Raw genomic sequence first — 22,130 nt, forward strand, 5'->3', positions numbered from 1 at the left:
CAAAAAATCCTGTAAGAAAGCTTACAGGATTTTTTTATGATTTAGACATTAAATTTTCGTTGTAAAAGATTGTAGAATTTCTCTACTGTTTGTGACTTTTCTGCCCATCCATTTTTCACAGCGTAATTGGATTGCAAAAATGCATCTGCTTCGGCAAATGAATCAAATCTATTCAACAATTCGATTGCTTCACTATACGCCAAACTGTACCCATTAAATAAGTCTTTAATATAAAGCAACTTATCATTTAAACTTACAGCAGTTTTCAAATCCAACACCTTTTCTTTGGCAGTAGATGTTTGGAATTGTTGCGTCACATTGATTCCTGCTTGCTTTTGCTGTTTGATTAATTCATTGATAGATAAAGGACGTGCAGGGGCATCTTCAGCTGCTGGAACAGATACACTTGCAGAAGGGATTTCCACTTCTTTAGCTGGAATAGAAACTGGAATTACCACTTCTTCCTCCTCCTCTTCTAGAACAGGAGCTTCAATTGATTGCGCAATATCGGATACATCATCCGCGGATTCTATTGGATCCTCCTCCTGAGCAACGACAGGTGTCACATCATTGATATTGAAAGCAAATTCAGCTTGTTTAGGTTCTTCCTGTTTATCCTTTACTTTTGGGAGCTCTTCTTCAATCTCTTCAAACACTTCTTGCGTATCATCAGCAGGTTTGCTTATTTCTGTAGCAGGAGTGAATATTGTCTTATTTGAAATTTCTTGTTGAAAATTCGCAGATTGCGTCAATTGAGCTTGAGCTTTCAAAGCTTCAAAATGCTTGGTTAAGGCAGCAAGATTTGCTTCCAACAAAGTTATATCTACGATATCAATTTCACTTGATTTCTTTATTTCATTATATTGAGATTGAATATCTACAAAAAGATAATCTATTTTTGAGATGATTTGCCCTTTAGTTTTTGCCATGGATATATGTTTATTTTAACCTTAAGTTGACAGTGAACAAGTGGAAAACGAAAACGTCTGAAAATGACATAGTTTTCGTTTCAACTTCCTTTTTATACTTCAAAAATAAGATATAATTTCGATATTCGTATCGTCAAACACAGGTTGATTTACATTTCTTTCGCAAAAAAGTAAATCTACCTATACATCAAAAAAATATGCTTTTTTCAGAACAATATTTCAGTCAAAGAGATAGACAAGTGGGTAGTATTGAGGTGATTTGTGGATCTATGTTTTCAGGTAAAACTGAAGAGTTGATACGTCGTATGAAGAGAGCACAATTTGCAAAATTGCCTGTTGAAATTTTCAAACCTGCTATTGATATTCGTTACGACGAAAAAGAGGTCGTATCTCACGATAGCAACAGTATTCCATCAACACCAGTGGAGCATTCCTCAGCCATTCTTTTGCTTGGTGGGGATGCCAAAGTAGTCGGTATTGACGAAGCGCAATTTTTTGACGATGAACTACCTAATGTGTGTATACAATTAGCCAACCGCGGTGTTCGTGTGATTGTAGCTGGTTTAGATATGGATTATCAAGGAAGACCATTTGGTCCAATGCCGAATATTATGGCGGTCGCTGAAGATGTATATAAGGTACATGCTGTCTGTGTAAAATGTGGTGCTCCCGCAAATTACTCTTATAGATTTACCAAGAATGATAACGTCGTATTACTCGGAGAAAAAGAAAGTTACGAACCACGTTGCCGTCATTGTTACTATATAGATGAGGATAAATAACTAGAAAGCCTTCGAAAATGTCGAAGGCTTTCTAGTATTATAATTGACTGACAATTACTGGATCTAAAGGTTTGATTTTAGAACGGTAACGATGTACCAATTTCCCTTTTTCATCAATCAGGAATTTCTCAAAGTTCCAATTGATATCTCCCGTGAAATCAGGATTGGGTTGTTCTATCAAATATTTGAAAAGTGGATGAATATTTTCGCCTTTCACTTCTACTTTTTCAGCAATAAGAAATGTTACACCAAAATTTTGTTCACAAAATTCAGCAATATCTTCATTCGTTCCAGGCTCTTGATTCCCAAAATTGTTAGCAGGGAATCCTATGACTACTAGGTTTTTACCATATAGTTTGTGTAATTCTTCTAGTTCTTTGTATTGTGGTGTAAATCCACATTTTGAAGCTGTATTTACCAACAACAATTTTTTCCCTTTGAACTGCGATAATTTTATTTCTTGACCATCAATAGACTGGAATGAAAAATCATACACCGATGAAGGTGAAAGTATCATATTTAATATCATTAATAAGGTAATCATACTTGTATTGTTTTAATATGAAAGATTAGATGTTTCGCGTTCGATTACATAGTCGAACAAATCATAGATAGGACTCGCAAGAATTTTGCCAACTTTGACACCATGCATCTGACAAACTTGTCTTATATGCATATCAAATGTGTAAGCTACACGACCGACAAAATTGCAACTGTATTCCCAGTAATTAGGATAAGTCATGATATTGGTACGAACAAACTCATCAAATCCTTCTGTAAGCAATTTATCTATATAAGGATGCGATCGATGCTCCGACATAAATGGAATGAAGGAAGCAAGATAGGAATTAGGTCTATCCTTCTGATATACGTTTTTAATGACGTTATCTTTGTTGAGACGGTATTTTTCTTCAAATAATTTGGCTATATCACGAGGCATGGTATCATAAAGAAAATTTGTGATCAATTTCTTACCAAACCATGCTCCTGAACCTTCATCTCCTAAAATATAGCCAATACCATGATGACTAGGCTGCAAAACTTGACCATCATAAAAGCTAATATCCGACCCCGTTCCCAAGGTTGCGATTAAGCCTTTATTATTTTTTAATGTAGCATAAGCTGCACCTAACAAATCGGACTCTACAGAAATAAATGAATTCGGAAATAAAGTCGTCAAGGCGTTGGAAACAATCTCTCTTCTATCTGGTGTTATACTGCCTGCCCCAAAAAAATACACTTCTTTAATTTCCTGTGAGTAGGGAATAATCTCTGGTACATCCTTCATCACTTTCTCAATTTCTTTTTCACTCACAAAGAAGGGATTCAATCCTTTGGTTTTGAAAAATAAAGGTTTGCTATCAGGTAGATTTAGCATCCAATCCGAACTCGACGAACCGCTATCCGCAACTAGTATCATTATCCTTGTTTAGTTTAACTTTTCCTATCCCAAATATAACAAATCCAAGTAGAGTTTTAGTCTATACAAATGGTATTATTATTAATATTTTGAACTCCTTTTCATTAGTTCTACCTTTGGTTAAATTTTCTAAAGGACACAACACATGACAAAATCTATACATTTTGAATTATCTTTTTCGGAACCTCAAGCTCATTACGTGGATGTGCAAATGATGATTGAAGGATTTGAAGACCAAGAATATATTGATATCAAAATGCCGGTATGGGCACCAGGATCGTATTTGGTTCGCGAATATTCAAAAAATGTAGAACGATTCAACGCTAAAAACACAGAAGGAAATAGTTTATCAGCAATAAAGACTGCTAAAAATACTTGGCGCGTACATAATCCAAAAGGAAAATTAGTGATTTCATACTCCGTTTACGGATTTGAAGTTTCTGTTCGCACTTCATTTATCGATGATTCCAGAGCGTTTTTGAGTCCTGTGGGAACATTTATGTATGTTGATGGCTATTTAGATTTAGAAACTTCGGTGAAGATTCATCTTTATAAATCATGGAATAAAATCTCCACAGGTTTACAAAAGATTTCCGAAGAAAATACATTTTATGCACCCAATTTTGATATTCTTTTTGATTCACCAATCGAAATTGGAAATCAAGATACCTGGTCATTTGATATTGATGGCATTTTGCATGAATGTGCCATGGTTGGTCCAGCCGATTATAGCAAGGACCAATTGACAGAAGATATTACTAAAATCGTGCGAGAGGAAAATAAAATTTGGGGTTCCAATCCCAATGACTATTACGTCATCGTCACGCACAATTACCAAAATGGAAGCGGTGGTTTAGAACATTTAAACTCGACTATTTTAGCTGCATCACGCTTTGGCTATTCGCAACCTAGCGCCTACAAAAACTATCTAAGTCTAGTTGCACACGAATATTTTCATTTGTGGCACGTGAAACGTCTTCGTCCTAAAGCTTTAGGACCTTTTGACTATGAGCAGGAAAACTACACTACAGGATTATGGATTATTGAAGGATTCACTTCATACTATGATAATTTAATCATTCGTCGTTGTGGATTTTTTGATGAAACAGAATACCTTCAAAAATTAGCTGTAGACTTCAATTTAGTATATAATCGACCAGGCTATCTGCTACAAAGTGCCGCAGCATCTAGTTTTGACACTTGGATCAAACAATATCGTCCTGACGAAAATTCGCAAAACGTAGCTATTTCCTATTATAATAAAGGTGCTATGCATGCCGCAGCATTAGACATCAAAATTATTGCTGAAACTCATGGTGCGAAACGATTGGATGATATAATGAAAGCTGCTTACGAACATTTCTATTTGATTGAAAATAGAGGTTTTGAGGAAGATGAGTTCCAAGCTTTGGCCGAAGAAGTGACTGCCGTAAATTTAGATGATATATTTAAAGCTGCACATAGCACGGAAGATATCGACTATAATTCATATTTCAATCTTGTGGGTTACGAATTAGTGAACCAAGCGGACGATCAAGATCACCAAAGTCTAGGAATCAAAATTGGCAGTAATGAAGGTCATACCGTTATTAAAAACATTGACCGTAATTCTGCAGCCTGGAAGGCTGGATTAAATGTACATGACGAATTAATTGCAATTAATGGTCATCGTATAGAAATCAATGGAAAAGCTTTGGATTATATTTTGTCTCATAGCGAAGAAGGAGAAAAGGTGAAAATTCTTATTTCCCGTGATGGATTAATTCGAGAAATAGAAGTAGAACTTCTTACATCGAACAAAAAATCATTCAGTATTGAGCGAATGACTAATGCTACAGAGGAACAACGTAGATTAGGAAATATTTGGTTATCTCTATAATAAGAACAAGAAAGGCTTTTCATTTGTGAAAAGCCTTTCTTGTTTTAGAATTTGTATCTAATGGAAAAACCAATAGGGTCAAATACTCGAATCGTAGACTCTTGTAAAAAGTCAAAATAAGGTTTTACATCCAATGACAAAGAAATAGGTGCCGTAGGCAAGCTATATTCTACACCAACTATACCATCAATACTCAAACTCAATTCAGAGTTCTTCGGAATATGTGTACCTTCATTGTTAGTATAAGCTTTATACGTGTAATTACCCACACTACCGCCAAAACCGTAGTACCAACTAAAATTATTTAAAGGTAATTCCTTGTGATATTCATATAATCCTACTAATCTAAATGAACTAGTTGAAGAATTACTTTTCACACTTAAAATTCCTTCCACAGCTCTATCTGGAGCTAAGGTATGGCGATAATTAATACCAGAGGCAGAACCGAAACGTAAACCAACGGCATGGTCACTTGTTAATTGAGCTGAAGCATCTTTACCTAAGAAAATTGCTGCAGCAATCAAAAAAATATTACGTATTGCTTTTTGCATATTGATTATAAATAATGGATTTGCTTCAAAAATAACATAATTTCAATTTTATCTCCAATAAAATTCGTTAAGGTATGTTAATTAGGTAATTTTCATTTAATATTAGTTTTTCCTAAACTTTTTCTTTAAATTTATTATGCTAACATAGCGTTTAAGATAACCACTTATAAAAATATACATTGAGACCATGAGTAAACCAACACGATTATTTGACTTTTTAAAAACTGACATCGATACGGCTGGGAGAATTCTAAAACTTTCCAAAAGAAACGGTTCTGGCTGGAAATCTTACGACAAGGATCTAATCCTTCAGATCGTAGATAACTTGAGTAAAGGACTTCTCGCCAAAGGAATTCAAAAAGGTGATAAAGTTGCACTTATGTCCGGTAATAGACCTGAATGGAATTTTGTGGACTTTGCTTGTAATCAATTAGGGGTAGCCTTAGTGCCGCTGTATCCAACTCTTTCCGCTCAAGATCTTTCCTATATCGTCAAAGATGCAGAAGCTAAAATGCTTTTTGTAAGCAACCAAGAGTTAGTTACAAAAGTCGTAAAAGCTGTCGCGGAAAATAATTTAGCATTAGATATTTATACATTGGACGAAGTTCCAAACCAAAAAAACTATACTGAACTCCTTGAATTAGGGAAACAACAAAATATTGATCTTACTGCCTACAATGAGGCCGTGCAACCTGATGATTTATTGACATTGATCTATACTTCGGGAACGACAGGTAAACCTAAAGGGGTATACCTGACTCATCACAATATTATCAGCAATGTGGCTGCCTGTTCGCCGTTATTAACGGATGACATCAAAAAAGCACTTAGTTTCTTACCGTTATGCCACATTTTTGAACGCATGGTGGTTTATATGTACATTTCAAAAGGAGTAAACATCTATTATGCGGAAAGTCTAGATAATATCGTAGCCGACATCAATGACGTAAAACCTCATGTATTCACAACTGTTCCACGTGTATTAGAAAAAGTTTATGACAAAGTCATAGAAAAAGGAAAAGCTTTGACAGGTTTAAAAAAATCATTGTTTTTCTGGGCTTTAGAGCTAGGGCATCAATTCAAAGAACCGAAGCTCAATGGAAGCTGGTATAATATAAAACTGGGTATAGCCCGTAAACTTATCTTCTCCAAATGGCAACAAGCTCTGGGAGGCAACATCAAATTCATAATATCGGGCGGAGCTGCCTTGCAAGAAAGATTGGCTCGCGTATTTTGGGCAGCTGATATTAAAGTATTAGAAGGTTACGGTTTAACCGAAACTTCGCCTGTAATAGCTGTAAATTCCTGGGATGAGAATGATGTGAAATTTGGGTCCGTGGGTCGTGTTCTAAAAAATTTGAAAGTAAAAATTGCCGAAGATGGTGAAATTTTGGCAAAAGGTCCTTCCATCACAAAAGGTTATTATAAAAATGATGAAGCCACCAAAGAAACTATTGACGAAGACGGTTATTTCCATACGGGAGATATTGGAGAATTAACAAAGGACGGATTCTTAAAAATTACAGATCGCAAAAAAGAGATTTTCAAAACTGCGGGTGGAAAATACATTGCGCCGCAAGTGATGGAAAACAAATTGATGGAATCGGTGTTAATAGGTCAGGTAATGATCATTGGAGAAAATAAAAAATTCCCTGCTGCGCTCATTTTTCCGGCATACGAAGAGTTGGAAAAATATTGCAAAATCAAAGGTATTCCTTTTGAATCGAAGGAATCTATTATTAAAAATCCACAAATTCTCGAAAAGTATCAGCAAGAAATAAACAAAGCAAATGAGAATTTTGGACACTGGGAAATGGTGAAAAAATTTGTATTATTGCCTAAGGATTGGACCATTGATAATGGTGAACTCACACCAAAATTATCATTGAAAAGAAAGATTATTCTTCAAAAACACGAAGAAGACATCAAAAGAATTTATGCTGAATAGAACTGAAAAAACTATAAAAAAAGAAAAAGAGCCTTTTATCCAAAAGATAAAAGGCTTTGGCAAATTATTAATAGACAGTGGAAATGGTTTCGCTGAAGATAACTGCATGAAATTGAGCGCTTCTCTGGCGTATTATACTGTTTTTTCCATTGGACCACTTATTATTATTTTAGTTTGGGCTTTAGGTTTTTTCTACGGCAGTCAGCTCGAAGGTCCTGATGGCGCACAAAATAAGGTGATGACTGAGCTAAATGAGCTCTTCGGCAGAGAAATAGCAAAGTTATTGGACAATGCTGTTAGACAAATTTCTCTTGAAAATAAATCCAGTATTGGTCTTCTTATTGGTATTATTACCTTAGTAATGACCTCAACGACAATATTCGTCGATATTCAAAACTCGATCAATCTTATTTGGAAGGTAAAAGCAAAACCAAAAAAAGGTTGGCTCAAAATGATTATCAATAGATTAATATCATTTTCCATGATTTTGGGCTTGAGTTTTCTATTAATTGCGTCACTTTTGATAAGTAGTATTATCGGAATAATTACTAAAAATATTGAGCTGATATTAGATAAATGGAATATTCAGCATTTAGATATTCAATTTTGGAACTGGGTAAATAATGGTATTACCTTTGTCGTTATCGTTATCCTTTTTGGGTTTATTTTTGCTTTTTTGCCCGATGCTAAAGTACGATTTAAAGATATTTTAGGAGGATCTATATTTACTACATTGCTCTTTATGATAGGTAAATATGGTATTTCTCTTTACCTATCCTATAATGCCACAGCAACAGCTTATGGCGCCGCAGGATCGATTATTATCCTTTTAGCGTTCGTATACTATTCAGCTGCAATTTTATATTTCGGAGCGGAATTTACCAAAGAGTATGCTATCAGATACGGTCGAGGTATCACGCCTGCTTCTTATGCAGTATTAGTAAAACAAACAGAGTTAGAAATTGATCCAGAAACTGGAAAGCGCGAATTGGTCAAAAAACACAACGAACCCGTTCAATAGTGAAAGACCAAAGTATTAAATACATGCTGTTGGCGGGATTTTTCTTTGCCATCATGAATGTATGCGTGAAATTTGTGTCCCATCTCCCTACATTAGAAGTTGTATTATTTCGAAGTATATTCAGTTTTGTAGTAACTTATTATTATTTACGAAAAAATAATATTCCTCCTTTGGGTAATAATATTCCCGTATTAACAATGCGCGGAATAGCTGGTTGCTTGGGACTGATTGGTTCTTTTTATACCCTGCAGCATATTCCGCTTGCATCCGCTGTCACCATCAATTATCTTTCACCTTTCTTTACAGCAATACTGGGTATTTTTATAGTTAAGCAAAAAATAAGACCTATTCAATTTTTGTATTTTGCCATGTCAATCGCTGGTGTGTTTATGCTTAAAGGTTTTGATTTTCGTATCTCCACTTTGGATGTGTGCATTGGGCTGAGCGCGGCTCTGTTTGCTGGACTAGCGTACAATATGATTGCCAGAAGTAAAGGAAGTGAACATCCATTAGTAGTTATATTTTATTTTCCATTACTAACTATACCCGTTGTCGGGATTTATTCCTTTTTTGATTGGAAAACTCCTGAAGGTATGGATTGGCTTTATCTTTTACTAATTGGAATTTGCACGCAACTAGCACAATATCATATGACACTCTCCTATCAAAGCGCCAATTTGGCTAAAGTTGCTAGCTTAAATTACTTAGGCGTAATCTACGCTTTGGGATTTGGATATATTTTCTTCCAAGAGACATTTAATTCGATGAGTCTATTGGCTATTCTTGTGATATTACTTGGAGTATTTCTCAATTTATTTGACCAAAAAATATTCAGAAAGAAAAGCCCTGATAATTAGCCTATAAAAAAAGCCAACTTTGTAGTTGGCTTTTGTATTAAAGTAATTCTTCTAATTTACATTATAATGGTAAACCGTACGTCCTATTCGTCCCGTACTATCTAATCCTTCAACGACTACTTTATATTTACCATTTCCATCAGCATTATAGAAATCCAAAGTGGCTTTACCATTATCGTCCAACTCGACTGTAGGATTCCAATAAATCGTTGTACGGTAATCGTTTGTAGCTTTTTGAGCATCAGTTTCATACTTCGGCGCATAGAATTTACGTTCTTTGATATAGCCTAATGGGAATAAATCAATCACATTAGACTTAGGTAACATCGCTTCGATTTGCGCTAAAGTCATACGCGGACCTTTAGGTTTTTCCTTCTTCGTAATGATGGATACCACACCATCATTTTGATACAAACGACTTACCGTTCCTAAATCATCACGTGTGAAGATTTCAATTGCTTCTACTTCAGTTGGATTAATAGAATTCAAAGTATTTTCGTCAATTGGCATACCATTCAAGAAGAACTGTACTGGAACGCGACTACCTTGGTTATAGCTTCTTGTTAAATAATATTTCAAGGTATTGGCATCGTAAGTCACACCCGTAAGCATCGTATTCAGACACATTGTCAATACATTACAGCCGCTTAGACGATCTCCTTCAATACGATGATCCGCCATAGAGAGTCCTGTCAAAGCCGAAAATTCTTTACTTGTACGCTGCACCTTACGATCTGCCGTCACAGTTACTTCATCAATTAATATAGAAGTTCTGAATTCATTTTTACTATTCGCCAAATAGTTGGACATTTCCTTGTCAATATTCAAAATATCGTTTGCTTTGTATGGATTATTTTCATCCACAGCAGGGAAAAATGATTGATCCATATTGATAACGATATTGCGGTAGTTGTCGTTACTACGTGCATTAATAGTAACTTTCACCGAATCTGGAAAGTTCAAATTCTCAAAAGCAAAACGTCCATTGTTGTCTGTATAAGTGTCTTTTTTGATCGCTCTTGCTGGTATTGAAAGTAATAATCCTCCATTTGGATAAGTTCGTCCCGTATTCAAACGCAAAGTACCTGACAATTTAATTCCTTGTTCTGGTAAAAACTCTGCGTCAATTTTTGGATATTTTTCAGCTACCAAGTCATCATAGGAGAATCTTCTAAAACCTTGTGTCAATAATAAAGCATCCAATGCATCTTTACGGTTCGTGACTTTCTCATCAAAATAATAGTTTGGTTTCTCAATGAACCCCGTTAAATCTGAAGTCAACAACAAATTGCTTAAAATCGTATTTTCTTGATGTTCATCAAAAGGAGTTTTTGCCTCATCTATAACAGAAATCGAAAGATTTGTCGCCGCTTTTTCAGATGTTAAATTTGCAATATCCAAGACGACTTTATCTTTCTTTTTATAAGCCGATTTATCCGTTTTAATTTGGATAGCTAAATTTTCGGCATAATCATAAAATACCAAACGCTCACTGATTGCTTTACCTTGAGCCGTCATCAAAGTGAATTGCATCACACCATTTGGCAGATCTTGAATAGGTACATTTACGACGGAACTCGCATTTTTCACCGTAACCTGAGCACCATAAATTAAATGGCCATTCATCTGACCAAAGATATAAAAGGGCTGATTTTGTATTTTGTCCAAATAAGTATCATTTGTGATAATCTCCACCTGGACTGCATCATTTGCTACTGTTTTAATCGCTAAATTAATCCCTTCCGTTTTTACTGCAGGCAAATCGTAAGTACGTTCTTGACCATTAATCGTAACTACAGCTTTGTATGTTTCATTAGCAGCTGGGGCGAAATGCGTATACCCCATACCTAATCCAAAATCTTCAAATTCAACGACCGTAGCTTTTTTGGAATTAATAATTTTCCCTTTGACACGAACACCTTTACCATGAGAATCAATAGCTTTGAAAGCAACTCGCTTATCAACACCTGCTAATAAATCTCCCCCTTCTGGGAAAAACTGTACATCATATTCAGTCAAGGCATTTTTCAATGGGAAATCACCTACCATAGAAGTTTCGCCATCAATTTTCACTATTAATCTGCCTTTTTTGAAGAGCTCTTTTTCCTTTGCAGAAAAAGAAATATTTGCTCGTCCCAAATCGTCTGTTTCTCCTTTTCCTTTATCAAAAGGATCCCAACCGTCAATAGCTTCCCAAGTGATTTTCTTACGCGCCAAAAGTGCACCGCCTCGATCTCTAAATTGAATGGTTGCATTAGTTTTATTTCCTTCAGTTACATAGGAAACCTCTGATCCTAATTTTTTGTTAATCGCATCTCCTACCGTAATGATTTTATTGTACAAATAATCAACACTAAAATTCATCATCCACTTGGTATACGCTCTAAAGCGGTAATTGTCTTGCTTTATCACCTGCGGATCTAGCACATAATAGCCTTCTCCACCATTATTTTTTAAGGGAATACGCAATGTTTGAATCAACGAATCTCGACCATTGATAATATCTACATACGCAATTTTACTAGGTTGATATTCCAATTGGTTAGTGTACAAATAAGTTTTGAACCATAGCGTATCGCCAACCGCGTAATAAGGTTTATCAAAGTGCAAGTGTATTTTCTCAACTGGATAAACTCCTAAATATTTTTGCACACGCTCTACCACCGTATTGATCGGAATACGAGGTATTTCTTGTGCTTGTAGAAATTGGATTTGAAAAATTAAAAAGAATACGGAAAATATGAGGTTTATTTTTTTCATCTATACAATGTATTTAGCTAAAAATACAAATTTTAAAATTCTTTGGCATACAACAGGAGCTAAACTCTGTTTTTTTAACATTTTTTTATAAAAGTGGCGCCATTAATCGGCAAACTGAATCCGCGGCTCTTTTCCAACGTGGACGTGACATCCAAGCTTTTATGGTCAATAATTCAGCATCCTTTTTATCTTGCTCAAACTGATCAGATAACTTTAATGCTATGGTTTGATCGGAAACAACTGCCGCTATCTCATAATTAATGTAAAAGCTTCGGATATCTAAATTTACTGTACCAACAAAAGCCAATTTATCATCTATTACTGCAGTTTTAGCATGCAAAAATCCTTTATTGTAAAGATAAACTTTCACACCGCGCTCCAATAAAGGTTTTAGAAATGAAAAGGAAGCATGTTGCACAAAATAAGAATCCGAGGTACTTGGCACCATTAATTCCACTTCCACCCCAGAAGCTGCAGCAATGATCAAGGCACGTTCTAATTCTTCGCTCGGAATATAATAAGGTGTACACAATTGAATTTTTGAACTAGCTTCACCAATTGCAATGAGCAAAGCTTCCATATTAAAAGGTCCGACAGATGCGGGATCGCTGGAAACAAACCCCACTCCAGCATTACCTTTCTCGTTGGCTTTCTCTTGAATAACGTGCAGATATCCATCTTCCAGAAAAAAAGATTTTCCATCTGTCTGGTTCCATGAATTCCAAAAAGAAACTTGTAATAGATTTATTGCTAATCCCTTAACACGAACAGAAGTGTCCCGCCAATAAACTTTATTCGGTACATCGGACCTATTAATGTATTTATCCGAAATATTAATGCCTCCCACATAACCTATGCGACCATCTATCACACAGATTTTGCGGTGGTTACGGTAATTGGAATTAGCCAGTGAAGTAAAAGTTACAGGCAAGAAAGCATGAAAATCAATTTTAGAATTTTTCTGCTTTCGCATATATTTCACCAAATCAGGAGAACCAAAGCTATCAACAATTAATCGTACTATTATCCCTTCTGCAGCTCTTTGTTCTAAAAGATTCAGAATCTGAAGGCCTATGCCATCCAGATTAAAAATATAATATTCCATATGAATGGAATGCTTTGCTTTTGCTAAATCTTCTAATAAAAATTTAAATTTCTCTTCACCATTAATCAGTAGCTGTACATCATTATGCAAAGTAGGTGAAGATAAACGTTCTTTTTTCATTAATCGGAAGACTTTGGAAAGATCCCCTATATCCTCATGGATATCTTGAATAAAAGATTCCATAATGGGATCCAGTTCCTTCCATTTTTTTTCCAGCCGCAAAGCTTGCTGCCGATTAATACGTTTGATTTTTTTGACTTTGACAAATTTTTGTCCAAAGAAGTAATAAAGTACTACTCCTACAAACGGCAAAAATATAATGACTAAAATCCAAGCTACAGTTTTGGTAGGGTTTCGGTTTTCGATGAGAATAGCACCGATAATACCTGCATAAAGAATCAAAAGTGGCACCCAATACCAGTTAACGACGAAATCAATAAAAGGTTTTAATTGTTCCAGATGCATTCAAGATAGCTTATTATTTATTGATAAATATACTACATAAAAGACAAAGCCTACTATTTGTAGGCTCCAATTTTAATCTTAAATATATTTTTGAATTCTTAGATTACACGGTCTTTGTCCCATTTCTCTAAGTAATCCCCTACTCTTCTTAGGAAAGTTCCTCCTAATGCGCCATCTATTACACGATGATCGTATGACATGGTCAAATACATCATATGGCGAATCGCAATTACATCCCCATCTTCCGTTTCGATAACTGCTGGCTTTTTAGTAATCGAACCGACAGCAAGAATAGCTGCTTGAGGTTGATTGATGATTGGCATCCCAAAGATATTTCCAAACGCACCAATATTAGTAAACGTAAATGTACCTCCTTGTGTATCGTCTGGCTTCAATTGATTAGCACGAGCACGATTTGCCAAGTCATTCACCGCTTTACTTAGTCCGACCAAACTCAATTGATCCGCGTCTTTTATAACAGGGACGATCAAGTTTCCAGAAGGCAAAGCTGCAGCCATACCGATATTTATATGTTTACGTTTAATGATATTATAACCATCTACGGAAACATTGATCATAGGGAAATCTTTTAATGCTTTGCTGATAGCTTCAATAATCAATGGGGTAAAAGTAATATTTTCACCTTCACGCTTTTTGTAAGCATCTTTTACTTTATTTCTCCAATTCACCAAGTTGGTAACATCGGCCTCAACCACCGAAAACACATGCGGAGAAGTATGGATACTTTGAACCATGTGATCCGCTATAAGACGACGCATACGATCCATTTCCACGATTTCATCACCATTCATACTCTTTATCAATTGCGCTGGAGCGGAGGGGATTGGAGTAGTTTTAGAAACAGAACCTGTTGTATGTGATTTTTGTGCAGTTTGTGTTACTTGTGCTTGACGAACCGGTGCAACTCCTCGTGAAGCGATATAATCTAAAACATCTTGCTTGGTCACCCGACCATCTGATCCCGAACCGATAATAGTATCCAATTCAACTTGAGAAACATTTTCTTGTTGTGCAATACTACGCACCAATGGTGAATAAAATCGACCTTCTGTTATTGTAGAAGAAGAAACCGAATCTTCTTTTGTTTCTAATTTATCAATACCTGGAATAGCAAAATCAGTTTCTTCCACGTTAGTTTGGGATGTTTCCTTTGTTGTAGGTTCTTCTATAAGAGTACTAGAATGTTCTTCTGATGAACTCTCTTCCCCATCAATTTCAATTAAAGCAATAGCCTCACCCACTTGAGCTATAGTTCCTTCTTGAAAAAGAAATTCTTTCAACACACCATTTACAGGGGATGGTACCTCTGAATCTACTTTATCCGTAGCGATTTCTGCAATAGTATCATCTTCTTTAATCGAATCACCAATGGCTTTCACCCACTTTGTGATTGTCGCTTCCGATACACTCTCACCCATTTTAGGAAGAATCAACTTAAATATTGCCATATTAATTTTGTGTTTTATGTTACTAAATTAAATAATTAGGAATAGAATCCCTAAAAACAAAATATAATATTTTAAAATTCTAATTTCACAAAAGTAAATTTCTAATTGCTCTTATCTTTTATATACATATTCCAAAGCATCGCAAAAGCATTAGCCACGGTACGTTCAATATTCACTGCTCTATCATTACGAAATTGAAACAAGCGAGTTTGTGTTTCATTTTTACCACTTACAGCAATCCAAACTGTACCTACTGGCTTATCAGCAGTTCCACCTGTTGGACCTGCTATTCCGCTCGTCGCAATAGCGTAATCTGCTTTTGCAAGTTTTTTGACTCCTTCGGCCATTTCTATAACCGTTTGTTCACTTACAGCACCAAATTTTTCCAAGGTATCTGCTTTAACTCCAAGAAGTTCCTGTTTGATGTTATTATGGTAAGAAACCACTCCACAATCGAACATCGCACTAGCACCTGAAATTGCCGTAATACCACTTGCCAAACTTCCACCTGTGCAGCTTTCCGCTGTAGCCAATTTGAGGTTTTCACTAGAGAAGGTTTCCACAATAGCTTCTTCTAAAGTAATATCTTTACTTGCAACGACGTGATGTCCCAAGCGTTGGACAAACCTGGCATGAAAGTCATCTATACTTTCGGCAGATTCACCTATTTGAGTCAAACGCAAGCGCACTAAGCCTAATTTAGGCAAATAAGCTAACTTAATATTAGGGGGTAGCGAATTTTCAATGTCAGCAATTTTCTCTGCTAGAAATGATTCACCTAATCCAATAGTGATAATATGGCGGTGTTGAATAGGTTGTTGCCCACCAAGATTTTTTAACAACGGAATTAAACGATTTGTTATCAGGTATTTCATTTCAAATGGTACACCTGGTAAGAAAACAAAGATTTTTCCTTCCTTCTCCACTAACATGCCTGGAGCAGTTCCTACATCATTAAACAAAACTGTACAATCTTCTAAGACATCTGCCTGAGCTTGATTAATATCAGGCATTATCTTTCCAGGTGCTACTCTTGAAAATAAAGTTTGAACATGCTCTAACACCATTACATCACGCACTAAAGGCTTTAGAAAATAAGTAGAAATCGTTTGTTTGGTAACATCATCTTTTGTCGGCCCAAGACCTCCTGTAACGATTATAATATCAGCACGACTTGAAGCTTGTTTTAGAGCTTCCAAAATATTTTCTGATTTATCAGAAATAGAGGTTATTTGGGTGACAGGAATATTTAGAAGGTTAAATTGTTGACCAATCCAAGCGGAATTAGAATCAACAATTTGACCTAATAGTATTTCATCTCCTATGGTTATGATTTCAGCATTCATAACACATAGTTAGCAAAAAAAATCTAATATGAATAATGGCTATTACGTTTTGTCAGCTTCAAATCTTGCAATACAGAAGCTTTTGCGCGAATCGTAATATTATAAGACTGGTATCGTCCAAAAGGAACCCAACCCACAGACATATCCCAACAGTGCAAATCGCGGTAAATAGAAAAGTTAGTCATCGCAACTTCTTTCTGTCTGATATCGTAACCCGAATTAAATTGGATTTTCCATTTTGGGGTAACATTCACGTCGCCATGTAAATTTATAGTCGCTGTATAGTCGCTGCGTTCTCTTCGTACTTCGGTATCAAAACGTTTGAAATACTGCAAACTGAAAGATCCTGCCAAGTTCCAAGGAATGTTGAAATCCACAAACGCGTTTGGATCTCTACTGATGCGTGACAAAGCTTCCGCCTGCTCTTTGGTCATGTTTGGCATTTGATTACGCATTGAGTCGATATTGTTATTTCGGCTCTTATTTGCATCTGGATTAAAGCTATAATCAAACGACAAACCGAAATTTGTCAAACGGGCTAACTTTCCATTTTTTATGGAATATCTATCAATACGCTGACCTTGATTATCCAATTCTAGCGGATCCAATGAACCATTAAAATTTAAATTTATTTTTTCATTGAATAGGCTTGTTCTTCCTGAAAATAAAATAGGTGATATTTTCAATGAATCGGCAGCAAAATTATAATTACCACTAAAAGTTAAACCTTGCAAAATAGGGATCTTCTTAAATGCTTTATTTCCCGTCTCCGTAGAATCCCCTTTATTTCTAACCTTAGCTTCGATATTATTATCTATGGAGAAGCCGATACCCATTTGTTTGTCCGCACCTGGACCACCAAAAATAGCTCCATCAAAGATGGAATATTTGCCTAATCGGCCATCTTGGTTAATCCATTCTTTGTAAAATCCGTATTTAGGATCACCAAAATCTGGGCTATAGTTAAAATTAATAGATGGAGTAATTACGTGGCGAATGGCTTCAATTTTTCCAATTTTAGGGTACATACCATACACTTTAGTTGATAAACCGCTCGACATGGAATAATCATAAGCGCGGCGGAAACCACCTACAGTATCTTTTACATTGATGTAACCATTGATTTCATTGGCTCTATAATTACGAATAGTTTGCAAATACCAACGTTCTGTATAGTTAACTGATGTATTGAATTGGAAATGTTTAAATGCATTCAAACTTAAACTTACAGGAATATTGTGTTGAAAACCGTTCGTAAATTGTTGTAATGTTTGCTTACTAAAGATAGTAGAGTCACCAGTTGACAAAGAGTTACGACCTTGTAAACTATAACCTACCGTAATACGTTGATACCATTTTTGCTCACCTACGCGATCTTTGGAATCAAAAGGATTAAATGTCGAAACATTCAAGGAGAATTGTGGCAATTCCAAATCTACTTTTCCTGTTGACATATCTTGACGGTGTGTAGCACTCGACGTGAAGTTCACTTTTCCATCCGCAAATACTTTTCCGTAACTAATGGAAGAGGACATATTGTTACGTGTCAACTCTTGATAGTTATAGGTGCTACCTGCACCAGAATTCTGGAAATACGATGAAGTACCAAAATTCACGGAAGCCGAAAACGATGTTCCTGGATTTGCTTCCTGACGTTGGGTATGTGTCCAGGTCACGTTAAAATCTTTTGCCCTTTTATAATTATCAGAACCTTCTACCCCTGTAGGCGTCGAAGCGAAACGAATATTAAAACCACCGCTGAATTTATAATTCACCAAGTAATTCGTACGAATAGATGATTCCCAAGCCCCTTTTGAATAGAACGAACCTCTTAATTCTGAATCCCAATAATCATTAAATGTCAAATACCATCCAAAGTCACGTAAACCAAATCCTCGCGTCACGTCATCACCAAACGAAGGAAATAAAAATCCTGCTTGTTTTTTATTTGTTTTTGGGAAAAAGCCAAAAGGAACAGTAATGAATTTGAATGGAATACCTTGAACTACCAAGTGAGGCCATTCGGCAATAACTTGCTTATGCGTAATTAATCCTTTTGGAATAGCAATACCGAAATGCGTATGTGGAAAAGGTAAATCACATGTACTGTACATGGCATTTTGAATGGACATTTCATCGTAAATATTCTTACGAAGCACCCGTGCCTGGATATATCCGCCATCTTCTTCGGTCATAATACCGAAAGTCTTACCTTCTTGGCTTTTGTAATTGTATAATAAAGAGTCTACAGCCTTAGGCGTTTCATTCGGAAAAAGCACCACAGGGCGTCCAACATATTTTCCGGTATGATCTACCACACCACTTGCATATAGCATATTGGTATTACGATCTAATCGAATATAATCTGCAGAAAGCTCAAATTCCTGATACTTTACTTTTGCACCGCTATATAAGTGAATAATATTTTTGCTTACTTCGTTCCAAGATGAATCATTAGCCACAATAGTAACTACGGTTTCTAATCCACTTTCATTTTTCATCACCACGGTATCTTTACCGTTGGTAAGTTTTAAGTGATTTTTTGTGGTATCTGGCGTAATATTTGATGTGTCCTGCACGGAAATATTTGAAGATTGCGTACGTATAGTTTGCGAATACCCCTCGTTTATTCCCATTACAAGGAATACTAAAACACATAAAAAACTCGTTAGCGTCTTCAAATTGAAATTCTTATAATTAATTTAGCGCAAAAATAAACTATTGAGGACAAAAATAGTCAAAAAACGAATAGATAAAGTGGATATTTTTTTGAATAAAATAATATGACTTATCTTTGCTTTTGAACTGTTTTTGAATCTTCACACAAAAATGTTAAAAAAATAAAAATGAAATTTTTAAATAGTGTTAAATATATAAGTTACTTCGCTTTAGCCGTTATTTTTATTTATACAGCTTCATCGTTCCAAACCTCTCCTAATTCTTCTACCAATCCTCCAAAAAAAACTTTTACAGTGGTGCTTGACCCTGGTCATGGAGGTGCGGCTTTAGGCGCTGTTGGTCGCCGTTCAAAAGAAAAAGAGATTGTTTTGGAGGTATGCTTGAAGCTCAAAAAGGAGCTGGAAGAGAAATTAGGTATAAATGTATTATTGACCAGAACCACAGATGTGGATGTGCCGTTCCGTACACGTTCGGAATTAGCAAATAAAAATCATGCGGATATCTTCATGTCCGTACACGCAAATTCTGCCAATACTGCTCGTACACGAAATCCTCAAGTTACTGGAACCGAAACTTTAGTTTTGGGTTTTCACCGTATGAATGAACAAGATGTAGCTATCCGTGAAAATGCGGATATGTTATTAGAAGATAATTATGAGGAAAACAATGCGGATTTGATGGGATTCGATCCAAAAGATCCTTCTTCGTATATTGTTTTTAAAGTGATGAAAAGACAATATCGTGACCGCAGTATTCGATTGGCTTCATTAATCCAAAATGAATTTGTGACTTCAAATAGACCTAATCGCGGTGTGAAAGAACAAGGTTTGGCAGTGTTAGCACGTGCCAGCATGCCCGCTGTTTTAACTGAAATTGGTTTTATTTCTAGTCCTACCGAAGAAGATTATATGTTGTCTGAAGAAGGGCAAGCTGAGATTGTAAAAAATCTTGTAGATGCTATTAAGAATTATAAAGCGGCTGTAGAACGATAAAAAGAAGTATATGTTGAGAAGAAAAAGGGTTAACAAATTTATCAAAATTGGATTGACAAGCGTACTACTTAGTGGCGCTTTCTTAATTATTAGCAGTTTCAAATATGCATCTGTTGACGTCCCTCCTTCTTCGAATACTGGAAAAATTAAAGGAAAAGTAATTGTACTTGACGCGGGACACGGCGGAAAAGATCCTGGAGCGGTGGGGAAGCTTTCACGTGAAAAAGATATTGCTCTAGATATTACCCTGAAATTAGGTAAAAAACTAGAAGCCGAAATTCCAGGCACAAAAGTAATTTATACACGTAAAACGGATGTGTATCCTAACTTGTATGAACGACCTGCGTTAGCCAATAAACATCACGCGGATTTATTTGTATCCATTCACCTAAACTCCGGAGGAGAAACAACTCGAAGAGTAAAAAATAAAAAGGGGCATTGGGTTACTCAAAAAGTCTTGAATACTGCTGTAAAAGGAACTGAAACATTTGTACTAGGTTACAATAGTATGGAAAATCAAGATGTTGCCATCCGTGAAAATGCGTCTATCTTATTGGAGGACAATCACGAAGACAATTACGGTGGTTTTGACCCGAAAGATCCTGCATCTTATATTGTCTTTAAAATTCTAAAAAGAAAATATCGCGATCAAAGCATTCGTTTAGCGAAGCTAATGCAAACAGAATACAGCAAAATTGGTCGTGCTAACCGTGGAATCAAAGAACTTCCTTTGGCTGTATTGAAAACGGCTGGAATGCCCGCTGTATTGACTGAAGTTGGATTTATAAGCAATTCGGAAGAAGAAAAATATTTAATGTCTGACAAAGGTCAAGATGCGATTGTGAATAGTTTATTTAATGCTATTAAAAAATTCTAATTCTACGGATAGCTAAACATTTTCTATATTTAGTATGTTATTAGTATATTCATGTAGAATCTAAACACACAGTAACTTTGAAATTATCAAACGAAACAAAAGTAGGTGCTCTAACGGCTATAGCCATAGCTTTATTATTTATAGGATACAGTTTTTTAAAAGGAAATGATGTTTTCAGTTCCGAAAATACATTTTATACAGATTATGACAATGTCGATGGCTTGGCTGTATCGAATCCAGTATTAGTTAATGGTTTTAAAATAGGCCGTGTTTCCAAAACTACTCTTCTTGATAACGGAAAAATTCGAACAGAATTCAAAATCGAAGATGATTATAATATACCTTCCAATACCATTGCACGCATTTCCAATGACGGTTTTTTAGGTGGTAAGGTCATTGTTTTCGACCTTGGAAATAGCAAAACCTACGCTCGAGATGGAGATCCTTTGCAATCAGATGTGCAAGCTAACCTCCTTCAAAAAGTAGAGCCTTTACAAAAGAAAGTAGAAGATTTGGTTGTAAAATTAGACTCTGTATTATCTGCTGTGAATACAGCTTTGGATGATGAATTTCAACGTGATTTCAAAACCAGCCTACGCAGTATTTCTAAATCCTTAAAAAATGTTGAGACCATTACTTCGGATGTAGAGGATCTGATGGGATCAGAAAGAGTACGTTTGGCTAAGATTATGCAGAATCTTGAATCGATAACCAATAATTTCAAAAATAATAGCAGTCGCATTAATCATATCGTCGCTAATTTAGACAATCTGTCATCTGACCTGTCAAAAACTGAAATAAAGGCAACTGTTGACAATGCCAATCAGGCAATGAAAAATGTACTAGCTATTACGGATAAGATAAACAAAGGTGAGGGATCTATTGGTCTATTGGTTAATGATGACAAATTGTACAATAATCTGAGTAATGCCTCAGACAACTTGGATCAACTCGTCAATGACTTGAAAACCAATCCAGGGAAATATTTGAAAATATCCATATTTGGCAAGAAAGACACGAAATAAAAATAGCCTTGAGAATTTCTGAGGG

General features: G+C 35.7%; 17 protein-coding genes. 8 read left to right on the plus strand and 9 right to left on the minus strand.

All coding sequences use genetic code 11. The features are described 5' to 3' along the window. Positions 1-41: 41 nt before the first annotated feature. The gene (locus G5B32_RS14700) at positions 42-929 is read right to left on the minus strand and encodes a hypothetical protein (protein ID WP_165292275.1); all 888 of its coding nucleotides are present in this window, start codon (positions 927-929) and stop codon (positions 42-44) included. 197 nt (positions 930-1,126) lie between these two features. On the opposite strand from G5B32_RS14700, the gene G5B32_RS14705 reads away from it, so the two are divergent. Then, entirely contained in the window at positions 1,127-1,711 is a 585-nt protein-coding gene (locus G5B32_RS14705; RefSeq protein ID WP_165292276.1) for a thymidine kinase, read from the plus strand. 37 nt (positions 1,712-1,748) lie between these two features. Here the strand turns inward: G5B32_RS14705 and G5B32_RS14710 are convergent, their stop codons facing one another. After that, a complete protein-coding gene (locus G5B32_RS14710; RefSeq protein WP_165292277.1) occupies positions 1,749-2,255 on the minus strand; it encodes a glutathione peroxidase in 507 nt (168 codons plus the stop codon). A 12-nt stretch (positions 2,256-2,267) separates the two neighbouring features. Continuing rightward, a complete protein-coding gene (locus tag G5B32_RS14715) occupies positions 2,268-3,131 on the minus strand; it encodes an N-acetylglucosamine kinase (RefSeq protein WP_165292278.1) in 864 nt (287 codons plus the stop codon). A gap of 145 nt (positions 3,132-3,276) precedes the next feature. Here G5B32_RS14715 and G5B32_RS14720 point away from each other — a divergent pair, with 145 nt between their 5' ends. Then, the gene (locus G5B32_RS14720) at positions 3,277-5,010 is read left to right on the plus strand and encodes a M61 family metallopeptidase (protein ID WP_165292279.1); all 1,734 of its coding nucleotides are present in this window, start codon (positions 3,277-3,279) and stop codon (positions 5,008-5,010) included. A 44-nt stretch (positions 5,011-5,054) separates the two neighbouring features. Here the strand turns inward: G5B32_RS14720 and G5B32_RS14725 are convergent, their stop codons facing one another. Then, entirely contained in the window at positions 5,055-5,561 is a 507-nt protein-coding gene (locus tag G5B32_RS14725) for a hypothetical protein (protein WP_165292280.1), read from the minus strand. 187 nt (positions 5,562-5,748) lie between these two features. Between G5B32_RS14725 and G5B32_RS14730 the strand changes: the two genes are divergently transcribed. Genes G5B32_RS14730 through G5B32_RS14740 form a run of 3 tightly spaced genes read left to right on the plus strand, consistent with a single transcriptional unit; the run spans position 5,749 to position 9,387 of the window. Next, entirely contained in the window at positions 5,749-7,509 is a 1,761-nt protein-coding gene (locus tag G5B32_RS14730; protein WP_165292281.1) for an AMP-dependent synthetase/ligase, read from the plus strand. After that, the gene (locus tag G5B32_RS14735) at positions 7,499-8,530 is read left to right on the plus strand and encodes a YihY/virulence factor BrkB family protein (RefSeq protein WP_165292282.1); all 1,032 of its coding nucleotides are present in this window, start codon (positions 7,499-7,501) and stop codon (positions 8,528-8,530) included. Before G5B32_RS14730 ends, G5B32_RS14735 begins: the two co-directional genes overlap by 11 nt. Next, positions 8,530-9,387 (plus strand): DMT family transporter, encoded by an 858-nt coding sequence (locus tag G5B32_RS14740; protein WP_206366918.1) that lies wholly within the window; start codon positions 8,530-8,532, stop codon positions 9,385-9,387. Before G5B32_RS14735 ends, G5B32_RS14740 begins: the two co-directional genes overlap by 1 nt. Positions 9,388-9,438: 51 nt before the next feature. Here the strand turns inward: G5B32_RS14740 and G5B32_RS14745 are convergent, their stop codons facing one another. From G5B32_RS14745 to G5B32_RS14765, 5 genes are all read right to left on the minus strand, one after another. Further along, a complete protein-coding gene (locus G5B32_RS14745) occupies positions 9,439-12,147 on the minus strand; it encodes a carboxypeptidase regulatory-like domain-containing protein (RefSeq protein ID WP_165292283.1) in 2,709 nt (902 codons plus the stop codon). 85 nt (positions 12,148-12,232) lie between these two features. Further along, a complete protein-coding gene (gene cls, locus G5B32_RS14750; RefSeq protein ID WP_165292284.1) occupies positions 12,233-13,717 on the minus strand; it encodes a cardiolipin synthase in 1,485 nt (494 codons plus the stop codon). A 98-nt stretch (positions 13,718-13,815) separates the two neighbouring features. After that, positions 13,816-15,186: a dihydrolipoamide acetyltransferase family protein gene (locus tag G5B32_RS14755; RefSeq protein WP_165292285.1), complete on the minus strand. Its 1,371-nt coding sequence runs from the start codon at positions 15,184-15,186 to the stop codon at positions 13,816-13,818. 101 nt (positions 15,187-15,287) lie between these two features. Further along, positions 15,288-16,532, minus strand: a complete 1,245-nt coding sequence (locus G5B32_RS14760) for a competence/damage-inducible protein A (RefSeq protein ID WP_165292286.1) — start codon at positions 16,530-16,532, stop codon at positions 15,288-15,290. Positions 16,533-16,555: 23 nt separating this feature from the next. After that, positions 16,556-19,168 carry a putative LPS assembly protein LptD gene (locus tag G5B32_RS14765; protein WP_165292287.1) on the minus strand — a complete coding sequence of 871 codons (2,613 nt, stop codon included), beginning with the start codon at positions 19,166-19,168 and terminating at the stop codon, positions 16,556-16,558. 210 nt (positions 19,169-19,378) lie between these two features. Here G5B32_RS14765 and G5B32_RS14770 point away from each other — a divergent pair, with 210 nt between their 5' ends. From G5B32_RS14770 to G5B32_RS14780, 3 genes are all read left to right on the plus strand, one after another. Further along, positions 19,379-20,203, plus strand: coding sequence for an N-acetylmuramoyl-L-alanine amidase (locus G5B32_RS14770; RefSeq protein ID WP_165292288.1), 825 nt, complete (start codon positions 19,379-19,381; stop codon positions 20,201-20,203). A 10-nt stretch (positions 20,204-20,213) separates the two neighbouring features. After that, entirely contained in the window at positions 20,214-21,080 is an 867-nt protein-coding gene (locus tag G5B32_RS14775; protein ID WP_165292289.1) for an N-acetylmuramoyl-L-alanine amidase, read from the plus strand. Positions 21,081-21,157: 77 nt separating this feature from the next. Then, positions 21,158-22,105, plus strand: coding sequence for an MlaD family protein (locus G5B32_RS14780; RefSeq protein WP_165292290.1), 948 nt, complete (start codon positions 21,158-21,160; stop codon positions 22,103-22,105). Positions 22,106-22,130 lie beyond the last annotated feature (25 nt).

Source organism: Sphingobacterium sp. SGL-16, from assembly GCF_011043515.1.
GTDB lineage: Bacteria > Bacteroidota > Bacteroidia > Sphingobacteriales > Sphingobacteriaceae > Sphingobacterium > Sphingobacterium litopenaei.